The sequence below is a fragment of the Thermanaerovibrio acidaminovorans DSM 6589 genome (genome assembly GCF_000024905.1).
Taxonomy (GTDB): Bacteria; Synergistota; Synergistia; order Synergistales; family Synergistaceae; genus Thermanaerovibrio; species Thermanaerovibrio acidaminovorans.
Genome location: NC_013522.1, coordinates 1,647,719 through 1,660,520, shown reverse-complemented (window position 1 = coordinate 1,660,520; position 12,802 = coordinate 1,647,719). Strand labels below are relative to the sequence as shown.

The window sequence follows — 12,802 nt, the reverse complement described above, 5'->3', positions numbered from 1 at the left end:
GCCCTCGGGCGGTTCGTCGTATTCTCTTGAAATGATTCCGGTCTGTCAACGGGGGGATAGGCGTGTCGGAGATCAGGTACCTTAGCCTTGCGGAGGTGGAGGAGTTTGCCGCGTCCCGAGGGATTCCAAGGCGGGAGGCGGAGCTGGCCCTGCTCGCCCAGGGGGCCTGTCCCGAGAGGTACCGGCGCAACGTGGGAACGTTGGGGCTGGAGGGGCAGAGGAGGCTACTGGAGTCCCAGGTGGCGGTGGTGGGCTGCGGCGGAATCGGGGGCTACGTGGTGGAGATGCTGGCCCGGGTTGGGGTGGGGCGCCTTAGGCTGGCTGATGGGGACGTGTTCTGCGAGAACAACCTCAATCGGCAGCTCCTCTGCCGGGAGGGGGACCTGGGGCTCCCAAAGGTGAGGGCCGCCGCCATCAGGGTCCGGGAGGTGAACCGGGCGGTGGAGGTGGAGGAGTTTTTCGGCTACGTGGATGAGGCGAACGTAATGGATTTCATCGCCGGCTGCTCGGTGGTGGTGGATGGGCTGGACAACGGATCCACCAGAAGGACCCTGTCTCGGGCTTGTCTTGAGGCGGGAATCCCCCTGGTGCACGGCGCCATCGGGGGCTTCTACGCCCAGGTTGGGGTATCCCTAGGGGGGCCGCTGGGTAGATTCATCGCCGCCATGCCGGACCGGGGGGAGGAGGTATGCCTCGGCAATCCCCCCTTCACCCCCGCCCTGGCGGCGTCCCTGGAGGTGTGCGAGGCGGTGAAGCTGCTGACCGGCGTGTCGGAGGTCCTGGCGGATCAGCTCCTCTGGGCGGACCTGAAGGGTCACTGCTTCATGAGGCTTAACCCCTAGCCCAGGGTGATCCGGTTCCGCCCCGCCTCCTTGCTCCGGTACATGAGGGAGTCCGCTCGGTCCAGGAGGGACTCCGGGGTGTCCTCCGGGCGGGCCATGGTGGCCCCGCCGGAGACGGTGACGTTCACCTCCCGGTCCCCCAATGTCACCCAGGTGGCGGACACCAGGAGCCGGAGCCGCTCCGCGTCCCGCTTGAGCTTCTCCCGGTCCACGTTGCGGAGCATCACCACGAACTCCTCCCCGCCGTAGCGGGCCACCGCGTCGAAGGAGCGGATGGAGCTGGAGAGAGTGGATGCCACCGCCTGGAGGACCCGGTCGCCCAACTGGTGCCCGTAGGTGTCGTTCACCGACTTGAAACGGTCGATGTCGAAGAGGATGACCCCGAAGGGCCAGCGGTGGGCCTTCAGGTCCTCCAGGATGCTCTCCAACGTGTCGTCCAGGAACCGCCGGTTCCCCACCCGGGTTAGCTGGTCCACGTAGGCCAGGCCCTCCAGGATGGCCAGCCTCTCCTCCTTGGTGAGCGACTCCGACGCGTCCTGGAAGATCTCCACCCCGCCTATTATGTTCCCCCCGTCGTCCCGGAGGGGGACCGTGCGGACCACCACCGGGATCCGGTGTCCATCCTTGTGCTTCAGGTACACCAGCGTCTCCCTGAACTGGCCGTCCTGCATGGTGTGGGCCATGGGGCACATGCCAAGGCAGAGGTTCCTCCCCTCCCCGTCCACGTGGACCAGTATGTTGTCGTGGCAGTGGCGCCCCAGGACCTCCTGGGCGGAGTAGCCGGTGATCCGCTCCGCCGCCCTGTTCCAGTAGGTTATGGTCCTTTCCAGGTCCGTGCTGTATACCCCATCCAACAGGTTGTCCAGAATCGCCTTGTACCTGGCCTCCATGGGTATCCCTCCCGGGCTAGCGTGTTTTTGAGGATTATGTCCGTTTTGCCTGAATGATACTCCCCGGGGCGCGTCAGGCCAAGCCCAGCCTCCTCAAACGCCGCAGGGCGCAGGACCTGCTCACCAGGAAACGGCGGGAGACCCACATGGCCGCCTCGTGGGGGTCCAGGCCTTCGAGCCACTGGGGAGAGATGGCCCAGGAGGGGACCAGGAGCTCCGAGGCGAAGCGGTCCGCCTGGGTCTCCTCCCATGGGCGCCCCGCCCCCGTGCGGTGGATCATCAGGTGCCCCAGCTCGTGGGCGGCGGTGAACCTGCGCTGGAAGACCGATAGGGATCGGTCCACCAGGACTATGGACCGACGGCCGGTCACAAGGGCCCCCCGGACACCCAGGCCTTGGCACAGCAGGACCCGCACCCCCAGGCGGGACGCCAGGTCCCCCAGGTCCACCGGTAGCCCCGCCACCAGGCCGGACCGCCAGAGCCCCCTGGCCAGGGCCTCCCCAGTTATATCTCCCCGTCGGACGGCTTCCGGGCGTCCAGATCCAGCCCCAGGATGGCTTCCCTCACTCGGCACTTGAGCTCCTCCAGCCTGCCTCGGTCCCCATTACCCCGGAGCCTGCGGAGGTACACCTGCACCTCCGGGTCCCTCAGGATCTCCTCCAGGGACTCCCTCACCGGGTCATCCCCGGGGGAGCACAGCTCCTCCAGCCCCACGCCCAATGCCCGGGCGGCCCTCTCCAGGATCTCCGACGAGCAGCCCCTCTTGCCGGTCTCGATCCGGCTCAGGAACGCCTGGGATATGCCGATCCGGCGAGCCAGCTCCCCCTGCTCCATCTTGGCCTTCAGCCTGGCCCTCCTTATCCGTTCCCCGTGTCTCATGTCCCCCCCCGTCCAGCCCGCGGCGGTCGTCATGCGGTTTGATGATCCTCCCCGAGGGGGAGAAGGTCAATATATATCAACTAATTGTAGGTATATAGCATATATTGACTACCCATAGTTGTCATGCTATCCTTTGTTTGCCAGATAGGCAAAGCCCGGGCGAAGACGAGGACAGGAAGGGAAGGTGTGACCATGGCCAGTTACGAGAACGTGAGGAGCCGGATATCCATCCGGCTGAACGGCGGGACGGACCAGAACGGCAAGCAGGTCATCAAGACCGCGTCGGTCAGCAAGGTGAACGGCCATATGAGCGCCCAGGACCTGCAGGCGGTGGCGGCGGGCATAGCGGGCCTCCTGGACCTGCCGGTCATGGGGGTCTACAAGGCGGACACCAACGCGCTGGTGGAGTAGGGGGAGGTTAAATCATGAAGACCTTGAGGATGGAGTTCAGCACCGTGGAGGGCAAGAAGTACTCGGTAAGCCTGCCCTACGCGAAGGATGATCTCACCGAGGCCCAGGTGAGGCCCGTGATGGAGCTCATGGTACAGAAGGGCTTCCTTGCGGCGCCGGTGAACGGGGTCTCCGGCTGCTCCCTGGTGGGCCGGGAGGTCAACAGGCTCTTCTAGCCGGGTTCCGGCGAGTGGGGGACGAGGGTCGTCCCCCACTTGTACTCTCAGGAGGTGATCACATGGAGGAGATCCTGAGCTCCGGGCTTCAGACCGCCTTCTCCATCCTGGTGGCCGCGTACCTGCTGGTGAGGATGGAGGCCAGGATGGAGGCGCTGACCCAGGCGATAACGGAACTCAAGGCCATCATCGAGAGGATGTAGGCCATGGACCTGGACAGGTTTCGGTGCCGGTGCGGGTGCGGGGTGGCCCGGGTTGATCCAGGGGCCCTCGAGGCCCTTAAGGCCCTGGAGGCCCGGGTGGGGCGGCTTTCGATCACCAGCGCCTACCGATGCCGGAGTCACAACGCCAAGGTAGGTGGGTCTCCCAGGAGCCTCCACATGGCGGGTAGGGCCTTCGACGTGGCGTGTCCCTCGTGGAGACAAGACGCGTTGGTCACCATGGCGAGGCAGGCGGGGTTCACGGAGATAATCAAGTACCCCAGGAGGGGGTTCGTGCATCTGGGGTATAAGTAGGTTTCGGGCCCTGGATGATCTCAGGGCCCGAGCTCCCCCTTGCCGGCTCGCTGCGATCTACTGCGATGTCGCCCACAAGCCCGCAACCCAGCTGGAGCACCTCATTCATAACCCCCATTTGATTATTCAAGTGGAGCGTTCCATTTTGTCGCGTTTAGCATGGCACGCCGCATGCGGGGTGCCTCTCCGCAGGGTGGGCTGACTCCTTGAAACCTTTAGATTGATGGTGCACAATATCCCGTAGGGCCATGGGTTGACATCTGGGGCCATAGAGGATACAAAGGCATAAACTAAAACGATTTCAAGGAGGCGGTCGCATGATTTCCAAGGAGATGGAGAAGGCTATAAACGAGCAGATAAGGGCGGAGCTGTACTCCTCCTACCTCTACCTTTCCATGGCGGCTCACTTTGAGGCGGACAACCTCAGGGGCTTCGCCCACTGGATGAGGTGCCAGGCGGAAGAGGAGAGGGGGCATGCCATGAAGTTCTTCGATTACTTGGTCGACAGGGGCGGAAGGGTGGAGCTCATGGCCATCGACGCCCCCAGGACCAGCTGGTCCTCCCCGGAGGAGATCTTCCAGGAGGTGCTGGAGCACGAGAGGAAGGTCACCTCCCTCATAAACGGCCTCTATGAGAAGGCCCTGGCGGAGAAGGACTACCCCTCCCAGATCATGCTCCAGTGGTTCATTTCCGAGCAGGTGGAGGAGGAGGCCTCCGCGGAGGAGATCCTGCACAAGCTAAGGGTCCTGAGCGGCTCCCCCCAGGGGATGCTGATCCTTGACCGGGAGCTGGCCCAGCGTTAACCTGGCCTAAACCGCGCGGGGGCCCCGGGGCCCCCGCAACCATATGGGGGGTGTTTCGAGTGGAAAAGAACATAGACCCTAAGGCGCTGTTCAAGTTCAGTTACGGTATGTACATAGTCTCCTCCCTGGACTCCCAGGGCCGGTACAACGGCCAGATAGCCAACGCGGCCATGCAGGTCACCGGTGATCCCTGCGCGGTGGCGGTGTGCCTCCACAAGTCCAACCTGACCACCGAGTACATCGACCAGTCCAAGCTTTTCTCCGTGTCGATCCTCTCCTCCGAGGCGCCCATGACCTTCATAGGCCAGTTCGGCTTCAAGTGCGGCCGGGACATCGACAAGTTCTGCAACGTCAAGTACGAGCTGGGCTCCACCGGGGTCCCCATGGTGCTTGACTACTCCCTGGCGGTTCTGGAGGCCCGGGTGGTGGGCAGCTTCGACATCTTCACCCACCGGATGTTCTTCGGGGAGATCATATCCTCCAAGGTGATCTCCGACGGGGAGCCCCTGACCTACTCGGACTACCACCTAATAAAGAAAGGCAAGTCCCCCAAGAACGCCCCCACCTTCGTCTTCAACCAGATAAAGTGACGGACCTGAGATCCTTCCTGGAGGACACCTACCGGCGCTACCACCGGCCGGAGCTGATAAGCCCTGATCCCCTGGAGGTGGTAAGGTCCTACCAGGACCCGTCCGACGCGGAGGTGGCCGCCCTCATATGCTCCGCCTACGCCTACGGCCGGGTGAGACAGATCCTGTCCACCTTGGGGATCATCATGGGGGCCCTGGGCCCATCCCCAAGGGAGGCCCTCCTCAAGGGGGAGGACCTCCCCGCCGTATGTCACCGGTTCACCTCCGGCCCGGACACATGCCGCTTCCTGCATGGGATCGGGCGGGTGCTCCGCCGGTTCGGGTCCCTGAAGGAGGCCTTCTACGTCTCCTCGGTCCCCTCCAGCCGCCGGGAGCTCCTATCATCCCTGGAGGCCTTCTCCCGCCTGCTGGGGGAGGCCTCGGGTCTTGGAAACCGCTTCCTCCTGCCGCTGCCCTCCGGAGGCGGGGCCTCCAAACGGTGGTTCCTCATGCTCCGCTGGCTGGTGAGATCCGACCAGGTGGACCTGGGGCTCTGGCCCGAGATCCCAGCCAGCTCCCTGCTGGTCCCCATGGACGCCCACATGTTCGCCTTCGCCAGGTCCTTCCGGCTGGTCAACAGGTCCTCCCCGGACCTCAAGGCCGCCATGGAGCTCACCGACCGCCTGGCGGAGGTGGATCCCGTGGATCCGGTCCGGTTCGACTTCTCCATCACCCGCCGGGGGATCCTGGGCCCCCTGGACGATTGACCCCCCACGGGGCCTTTTCAAATCCCCTTCGCTGAGGCATAATCTCTCCCAATTTATCCCAACCGGGGACGAATGGGAGGATCCAGATTGCTCAAGGTAAACCTTCTAAGGAACAGGGACGACCACTCAAACCCCTACGTCCGGGCCATAGTCCGCTTCGCCCAGCGGAACCTGGGGGACATGGTCCTCTTCGACGAGATCCACCAGGACCAGGGGCCCTTCGTAATGGACCGGCCCACCATCCTGATCCGGCCCTTCGCCTCCCCCGTGTGTTTCCCCCACCCCGCCATGGACCTGGAGGGCTACAGCACCTACTTCACCGAGCACCCCTTCCACGTGCCCCCGGTGGTCTCCGCGGTGATCCGCCACCTGGAGGACTCGGGGCAGCTCCGGGACCACCACGGGGTGGCGGGCAGCGGCATCGGCCTCTTCCTGGCCAAGGCCCTCAAAGCCAGGGGCGTCCGGGTGACCCTCCTGGGACACCGGGACCTGGAGGCCATGACACCCGGGGAGATGGCCGCCATGAACGTGATAAACTGCACCGTGAGGCCCTTCGACGGGTGCGTGGTTAACCTGAGCGAGAACCCCCGGGAGGTTAGCGTCCTCACCGTCCGGTTCCTCTACCGGAACCTGATGATGACCCTGGAGGCCCTGCCCCACCTGGCCTCCCACCTTGATCGGGCGAGGGCGGAGGAGATACGGGAGGCCCTGGCGGAGGTCTGCCCCTGAAATCCCCCCCCGTGATATCATCTTGTTGAACTGTAAAATCACGGGGAGGCGGTGACTTGAGCAAGCCTAAGGGCCGGTACCCCAAGCAGAAGGGAGTGGCGGCGGATCCCTCCTGCTTCATAAACCGGGAGCTAAGCTGGGTGGCCTTCAACGAGCGGGTGCTACATCAGGCTCTGGATAGGTCCTGGCCCCTCCTGGAGAGGGTCAAGTTCCTGTCCATCTTCTACAACAACCTGGACGAGTTCTTCATGATAAGGGTCTCGGGGCTTCTCCGGCAGCTCCGGGAGGGCTTCGTGGACCTTCCGCCAGACCGGATGACCCCAACGGAACAGCTCATAGCCCTCCGGGAGAGGATAGCCCTGTCGCTGGAGAGGGCCCAGCGCTGCTTCCAGCAGGACCTGCTCCCGGAGCTCCAACGGGAGGGGATAACCCTCGTGACCCCCGACTCCATGTCGGACAAGCACCGGGGGTACCTGAGGCGATTCTTCGAGCTGGAGGTCTTCCCGATCCTCACCCCCCTGGCCTTCGACGCGGGTCACCCGTTCCCCCACATATCGAACCTTAGCCTGAACCTGGCCATAATCCTAAAGGACCAGAAGAAGGGGGAGAGGTTCGCCCGCCTCAAGGTGCCCGACACGTTCCCCCGGCTCATACCGGTCCCGGCGGACCGGGACAAGATCCTCCGGAAGATGGGGATCCCCGGCGATGGCCGGTGCTTCATGTGGTTCGAGGACTTGATCCGCATGAACCTGGATTCCCTCTTCCCGGGCTACCGGGTGGAGGACTCGTACCTGTTCAGGATCACCCGGGATGCGGACATAGAGATAGAGGAGGACGAGGCGGATGACCTGCTGGAGTCCATCCAGGAGGAGGTTGACCGCCGGGAGTTTGGCTCCGTGGTGCGGCTCGAGGTGGAGGACCGGACCCCCAAGAGGATAAGGAACATCCTGGCGGAGAACCTGGAGATATCCCCCCACCAGGTCTATGCTATGAGCCCTCCCCTGGGTCTGTCTTGCCTATCGGAGCTCTGCAGGGTGCGCCGGCCGGACCTGAAGGACCGGCCCTTCCAGCCCTTCGTCCCCAAGGACCTGAGCCAGGGGACGGACATCTTCAGGACCGTTCGCTCCCGGGACGTGCTCCTCTTCCACCCCTACGACTCCTTCTCCCCCCTGGTGGAGTTCCTCCGCCAGGCCTCCCAGGACCCGTCGGTGCTGGCCATAAAGCAGACCCTCTACCGGGTGGGACCAAAGTCCCCCATCGTGGAGGCCCTCCTGGAGGCCCGGCAGCAGGACAAACAGGTGTCCGTCCTGGTGGAGCTCAAGGCCCGGTTCGACGAGGAGAACAACATCGAGTGGGCAAAACGGCTTGAGTCCGCGGGGGTTCACGTGGTCTACGGGGTCCCGGGGCTCAAGACCCACGCCAAGATATGCCTGGTGGTCCGGCGGGAGAAGGGGGGCATTGTCCGCTACGTCCACATGGGGACCGGTAACTACAACGCCGCCACCGCATCGATCTACAGCGACCTGGGGCTCATCACCTGCGACCCGGAGATAGGGGCCGACGCTTCCGAGTTCTTCAACCTGCTTACCGGTTACTCCAAGCAGGACTCCTTCCGCAAGCTGATAGCCGCCCCCGCCGCCATGAGGCGCCGGATCATGGAGATGATAGCCCGGGAGGTGGAGAACCACCGGCGTGGCCTGGGGGGCGCCATGATAATCAAGGTCAACGCCCTGGTGGACCGGGAGTGCATCGAGGCCCTCTACGCCGCCAGCGCCCAGGGGGTGCCGGTGTTCCTCATCGTCCGGGGCATATGCTGCCTTAAGCCCCGCCTGGAGGGGCTCAGCCGCCGGATATGGGTGACCTCCATAGTGGGCCGGTTCCTGGAGCACAGCCGGGTCTTCGCCTTCTACAACGGGGGCAACCCGGAGATCTACTTGGGCAGCGCGGACCTGATGCCCAGGAACCTGGACCGCCGGGTGGAGATAATGTTCCCCCTGGAGGACCGGAAGCTCAAGGAGGCGGTGATCAGGTACCTGTTGCTTCCCCAGATGCTGGACGACAGGAGGTCCTTCCGCCTCAACCCGGACGGCACCTACACCCCCCCGAGCGGCGGCTTCGACAGCCAGGAGTGGCTCTTGTCCGTTCGGGGGGCCTGGCATTGACTTGGAGAGGGGGCGATGATGTGTCGCTTGGTCTTAGGTTCTGCGCAAAAACCATCCTGGATAGGCTGAGGGCCATTCGCTCCGAGGTGCCCGGGGTCCGCTCCGGTGAGGACATAGAGCACCTCCACCGGATGAGGGTGGCCTCCCGCAGGGCCCGGGTGGCGCTTCGGATGTTCGGCCCCCCCCTGGGCCTGCCGGACGAGCGCCGGTCGGGACTCAAGGGGGTCACCAAGGAGCTCGGCAGGGCCCGGGACCTGGACGTCCAGGGGGAGTGGCTGGAGGCCTTCTGCTCCGGCCTGGACCGAAGGGCCAGGCCCGGGGCCCAGCGGTTCCTCCTGAGGATAAGGCAGAGGCGCCAGCGGGAGCAGCGCCGGATCCTCCAGCTACTGGACTGGCTGGAGGGGCCGTCGGGGCTGGCCCCCCTGGAGGAGGCCCTGGCCGCCCTGGCCCTTGGCCCCGACGGGTCGGTCAGCGCCTCGGCCCTGATGGGGGCCTCGGTGATGGGCCTGTCCCTTAGGGTCCGGGACCTGGGGGCCTACATGGACACCCAGGACCACCAGGGCCACCACCGGATGAGGATAGCGGTAAAGTCCCTCCGGTACGCCCTGGAGATATGTCAGCCCGCGGCGGGGGACCAGGTCAAGCCCCTGCTGGAGGGGCTCAAGGCCCTCCAGGGGGCCCTGGGGAGGGAGCACGACGGGTTGGTTTGGGGCCAGATGGCGGATAGGTACCTGGAGAGGGAGCGGGAGATGACCCTCTCCTACTTTGGGCACCTGCGTCCCCTTAAGAGGCTCGTCCCCGGGTTCCGGGCGGTCAAGGATGACCGGCTCCGGGATGCGGCGGAGGGGCTGGCCCTGGCCAGGGAGATCTGGGATCGCATGGCCAGAGACGGGTTCGTGGATCGCATCCAGGATCTGGCGTCCAAGATGGCGGGAGGGGGCGATTGATTTTGGCATCCAAGAAGCTGGATCTGGTTGAGTGGGCCAAGGGGGTGATCCCCCCGGGGCTGGAGGTGGACCATCCGCTGACCGTGAGGCGGCTGGCCCTGGACATCTTCGATCACACCCGGGACCTTCACGACCTGGGAAAGGGATCCAGGCGGGTTCTCGAGCTGGCGTCGCTCCTCCATGACCTGGGGCTCGCCAAGGGGGAGAGGGCCCACAACCGGGAGTCCTACCGGATGATATTGGAGATGGACCTGCCATGCAAGGCCAAGCGGGCGCCCCTGGTGGCGGCGGTGGCCAGGTACCACCGGAAGGCCCCCCCGTCGGAGGGAGATCGGGAGGTGAGGCTCTTGAGGCCCAAGGACCGGCGGAGGCTGGCCTGGCTGGCGGGGATCCTGCGGCTGGCGGACGGGCTGGACGCGGACCGGCGGGGGGCGGACCGGAAGGTCCGGGTGGTGCCCCTGAAGGACCGGGTGGTGATGGAGGTCAGGCGCCCTGTCTCCCCCCCGGTGATGATGGCCATCGAGAGGAAGAAGGACCTGTTCGTGTCCGTCTCCCGGAGGGCGCTGGTGGTGAGATGGATATGACCAGGCACGTGGGGTTCTTCGACATAGGCACCAACTCGGTGCGGCTGTTGGTGGTCCGGATGGACGGTCCGGACTTCACGGTGGTCAACCTCCAGCGGGAGATGATCCGCCTGGGGGAGGGGGAGTTCCCGGCGGGGAGGATAACCCAGGAGGCCATGGACCGGTGCGTCACCGTCTGCAGGAGGATGGTGAGGTTGCTGGAGTCCTACGGGCCCAACGAGAAGGTGGCGGTGGCCACCTCCGCCACCCGGGATGCTGAGAACGCCCAGGTGCTCCTGGACAGGCTCCGGGAGGAGGCGGGCCTGCCGGTGAGCGTCATATCCGGCCTGGAGGAGGCCCGGCTCATATACCTGGGGGTTTCCCGGAACTCCCCGGTGGAGGGCCGGTGCCTCTTCATGGACATCGGAGGGGGCAGCACCGAGCTGGTGGTGGGGGACGAGCGGGAGCACCTGTTCCTGGACAGCCTCAAGCTGGGGGCCATAAGGCTTACCGACATGTTCGTGGAGTCCCCCTCCGCCCCAATAGACGACCGGGTCTACCAGGACATGAAGGGGCACGTGCGGCACGCCTCGGTGAGGGCGGTGCAGCGGATCCGGGAGTTGTCCCCCACCGGCGGCTTCGGCAGCTCCGGCACTCTGATCAACCTGGCGGAGATGTGCGCCCTGAAGCGCCGGGACGGGGTGCGGCGGATAACCCTGGAGGCCCTCAAGGAGGTGCTGCGGGACCTGAGAGCCCTTGGGGGGGAGCAGCGGAGGGCCTACCCGGGGATCCAGCCCGAGAGGGGGGACATCATAGTCCCCGGGGGCGCCATAGTGGAGACCATAATGGAGGAGACCGGGGTCCCCTACCTGGAGGCCACTGAGAGGGGCCTCAGGGACGGTCTCCTGGTGGACTACCTGGAGCGCCACTCCCCCACGGGATCGTCGGTGCGGGACATGAGCGTCATGAGGCTGGGGCGGCTGTGCCACTTCGACGAGGAACACGCGGTTAGGGTCCGGGACATGGCGCTCGCCATGTTCGACTCCGCCCTGGCGGAGGGGCTCCACGACCTTGACGACCGCATGAGGCAGGTGCTGGCCTACGGGGCCCTGCTCCACGACGTGGGCATGTTCATCTCCTTCTCCAACCACCAGGCGCACAGCCACTACATAATAAGCAACTCCGACATGCTGGGCTTCCAGCGGGAGGAGCTGAAGCTCATGGCCCTGCTGGCCCTCTTCCACCGCAAGAAGGGCCCAAGGAAGAAGCACCAGGAGTTCAGGGAGCTACCGGCGGACCAGCAGAGGGCGATCCGGATCCTGTCCATGTTCCTCCGGCTGGCGGAGGCCCTGGACAGGAGCCACACCGGGGCGGTGAAGACCGTCAAGTTCAAGTCCCACCGGAAGGGGCGGGTGGAGCTGGAGATCTACTCCGGCGGGGAGTGCCAGTTCGAGGTCTGGGGACTGCTGGCCCACCAGGAGGCCTTCCGGGACACCTTCAAGAGGAGCCTTGGGTTCCGGGTCTACCCCTGCTGAAAGACGCCGGTTGAGGGTATAATGAGGCTGTATAATCGGAGGTTACAAAAGGGAGATGGGGTGATGGCATGCAGGACGAGAAGATCCTGACCGAAGTGGGTACCAACGAGTGGCAGGTGGTTGTTTTCATGCTGGGCAGCCAGCCCTTTGCCATCAACGTGGACAAGACCAGGGAGATCCTCCGTTGGCCCGGGGTGAGGCCCGTGCCCAAGTCCCACCCTGCCATGAGGGGAATCACCACCATAAGGGGAGAGGTCATCCCCCTGGTGGACCTTAGGATCTACCTGAACATCGAGTCGCCGGTGCCTGACGAGCAGAGCAAGCTGATAGTGGCGGAGTTTAACCGGATGAAGCTGGGGTTCGTGGTGGACGGGGTGGACCGGATCTACCGGATAAGCGCCGAGGAGCTTGACTCCTCCCTCACCGGTACGTTCCTGGGGGAGAACGCCCTCTACGTTATCAAGCGGGACGGGCGCAACATCCTGCTCCTGGACTACGAACGGATAGTCCAGATCGTCAACCCCCAGATGGCGGAGGCCTTCAAGGTGGACGCGGATCACGCCAAGAAGGTGAGCTCCATCCTAGGGGACCCCAACAGATACAAGATCCTGGTGGCGGAGGACTCTCCGCTGATCCGGCGCCTCATCCAGGACGCCCTGGCGGAGGGGGGCTTCCACAACGTGGAGCTGGTGGGGCACGGCAAGGCTGCCTGGGACCGGCTCAACGACGAGGACGACCACTTCGACCTGCTGATCACCGACATAGAGATGCCTAAGCTGGACGGGCTCGGCCTCACCCGGAAGGTGAAGGAGTCCCCGAGACACAAGAACATACCGGTGATCGTGTTCTCCTCCATCGTGGCGGAGGACATAAAGCGCAAGGCCCAGAGCGTGGGGGCCGAGGCCCAGATCTCCAAGCCGGAGATCCCGTTCCTGGTGGAGACCGTGGCCAGGCTCCTGAAGGAGAGGGAGTAGC

At 64.8% G+C, this 12,802-nt stretch carries 17 protein-coding genes; 14 read left to right on the top strand and 3 right to left on the bottom strand.

The window, feature by feature from the left end; genetic code table 11:
- Positions 1–62 precede the first annotated feature (62 nt).
- Positions 63–842, top strand: coding sequence for a HesA/MoeB/ThiF family protein (locus TACI_RS08230; protein ID WP_012870318.1), 780 nt, complete (start codon positions 63–65; stop codon positions 840–842).
- Here TACI_RS08230 and TACI_RS08225 read toward each other — a convergent pair.
- The 3 genes from TACI_RS08225 to TACI_RS08215 all read right to left on the bottom strand — a co-directional run bounded on the left by TACI_RS08225 (position 839) and on the right by TACI_RS08215 (position 2,644).
- On the bottom strand, positions 839–1,732 hold the full coding sequence (locus TACI_RS08225) for a sensor domain-containing diguanylate cyclase (protein ID WP_012870317.1): 894 nt from the start codon (positions 1,730–1,732) through the stop codon (positions 839–841). The genes TACI_RS08230 and TACI_RS08225 overlap by 4 nt on opposite strands.
- 73 nt (positions 1,733–1,805) lie before the next feature.
- On the bottom strand, positions 1,806–2,306 hold the full coding sequence (locus tag TACI_RS08220; protein WP_164925236.1) for an ImmA/IrrE family metallo-endopeptidase: 501 nt from the start codon (positions 2,304–2,306) through the stop codon (positions 1,806–1,808).
- Entirely contained in the window at positions 2,237–2,644 is a 408-nt protein-coding gene (locus tag TACI_RS08215; RefSeq protein WP_164925235.1) for a helix-turn-helix domain-containing protein, read from the bottom strand. The genes TACI_RS08220 and TACI_RS08215 overlap by 70 nt, the downstream gene beginning before the upstream one ends.
- A gap of 159 nt (positions 2,645–2,803) precedes the next feature.
- Here TACI_RS08215 and TACI_RS08210 point away from each other — a divergent pair, with 159 nt between their 5' ends.
- From TACI_RS08210 to TACI_RS08150, 13 genes are all read left to right on the top strand, one after another.
- Entirely contained in the window at positions 2,804–3,022 is a 219-nt protein-coding gene (locus TACI_RS08210; protein ID WP_012870314.1) for a DUF1659 domain-containing protein, read from the top strand.
- Positions 3,023–3,036: 14 nt separating this feature from the next.
- A complete protein-coding gene (locus tag TACI_RS08205; RefSeq protein ID WP_012870313.1) occupies positions 3,037–3,237 on the top strand; it encodes a DUF2922 domain-containing protein in 201 nt (66 codons plus the stop codon).
- A 62-nt stretch (positions 3,238–3,299) separates the two neighbouring features.
- On the top strand, positions 3,300–3,440 hold the full coding sequence (locus tag TACI_RS08200; RefSeq protein WP_012870312.1) for a YvrJ family protein: 141 nt from the start codon (positions 3,300–3,302) through the stop codon (positions 3,438–3,440).
- A 3-nt stretch (positions 3,441–3,443) separates the two neighbouring features.
- Entirely contained in the window at positions 3,444–3,752 is a 309-nt protein-coding gene (locus TACI_RS08195; protein ID WP_012870311.1) for a YcbK family protein, read from the top strand.
- 317 nt (positions 3,753–4,069) lie between these two features.
- On the top strand, positions 4,070–4,555 hold the full coding sequence (locus TACI_RS08190) for a ferritin (protein ID WP_012870310.1): 486 nt from the start codon (positions 4,070–4,072) through the stop codon (positions 4,553–4,555).
- A gap of 59 nt (positions 4,556–4,614) precedes the next feature.
- Positions 4,615–5,145: a flavin reductase family protein gene (locus tag TACI_RS08185; protein ID WP_012870309.1), complete on the top strand. Its 531-nt coding sequence runs from the start codon at positions 4,615–4,617 to the stop codon at positions 5,143–5,145.
- The gene (locus TACI_RS08180; protein ID WP_012870308.1) at positions 5,142–5,891 is read left to right on the top strand and encodes a TIGR02757 family protein; all 750 of its coding nucleotides are present in this window, start codon (positions 5,142–5,144) and stop codon (positions 5,889–5,891) included. The genes TACI_RS08185 and TACI_RS08180 overlap by 4 nt, the downstream gene beginning before the upstream one ends.
- Before the next feature lie 87 nt (positions 5,892–5,978).
- Complete coding sequence (locus TACI_RS08175; protein ID WP_012870307.1) at positions 5,979–6,620, top strand: hypothetical protein; 642 nt, start codon at positions 5,979–5,981, stop codon at positions 6,618–6,620.
- A 56-nt stretch (positions 6,621–6,676) separates the two neighbouring features.
- Positions 6,677–8,782, top strand: coding sequence for a polyphosphate kinase 1 (ppk1, locus tag TACI_RS08170; protein WP_012870306.1), 2,106 nt, complete (start codon positions 6,677–6,679; stop codon positions 8,780–8,782).
- A gap of 20 nt (positions 8,783–8,802) precedes the next feature.
- Positions 8,803–9,729 (top strand): CHAD domain-containing protein, encoded by a 927-nt coding sequence (locus TACI_RS08165; RefSeq protein ID WP_012870305.1) that lies wholly within the window; start codon positions 8,803–8,805, stop codon positions 9,727–9,729.
- A 2-nt stretch (positions 9,730–9,731) separates the two neighbouring features.
- On the top strand, positions 9,732–10,313 hold the full coding sequence (locus TACI_RS08160; RefSeq protein WP_164925234.1) for an HD domain-containing protein: 582 nt from the start codon (positions 9,732–9,734) through the stop codon (positions 10,311–10,313).
- Entirely contained in the window at positions 10,310–11,827 is a 1,518-nt protein-coding gene (locus TACI_RS08155; RefSeq protein WP_012870303.1) for a Ppx/GppA phosphatase family protein, read from the top strand. The genes TACI_RS08160 and TACI_RS08155 overlap by 4 nt, the downstream gene beginning before the upstream one ends.
- A 68-nt stretch (positions 11,828–11,895) precedes the next feature.
- Positions 11,896–12,801 (top strand): chemotaxis protein CheV, encoded by a 906-nt coding sequence (locus tag TACI_RS08150; protein WP_012870302.1) that lies wholly within the window; start codon positions 11,896–11,898, stop codon positions 12,799–12,801.
- Position 12,802 lies beyond the last annotated feature (1 nt).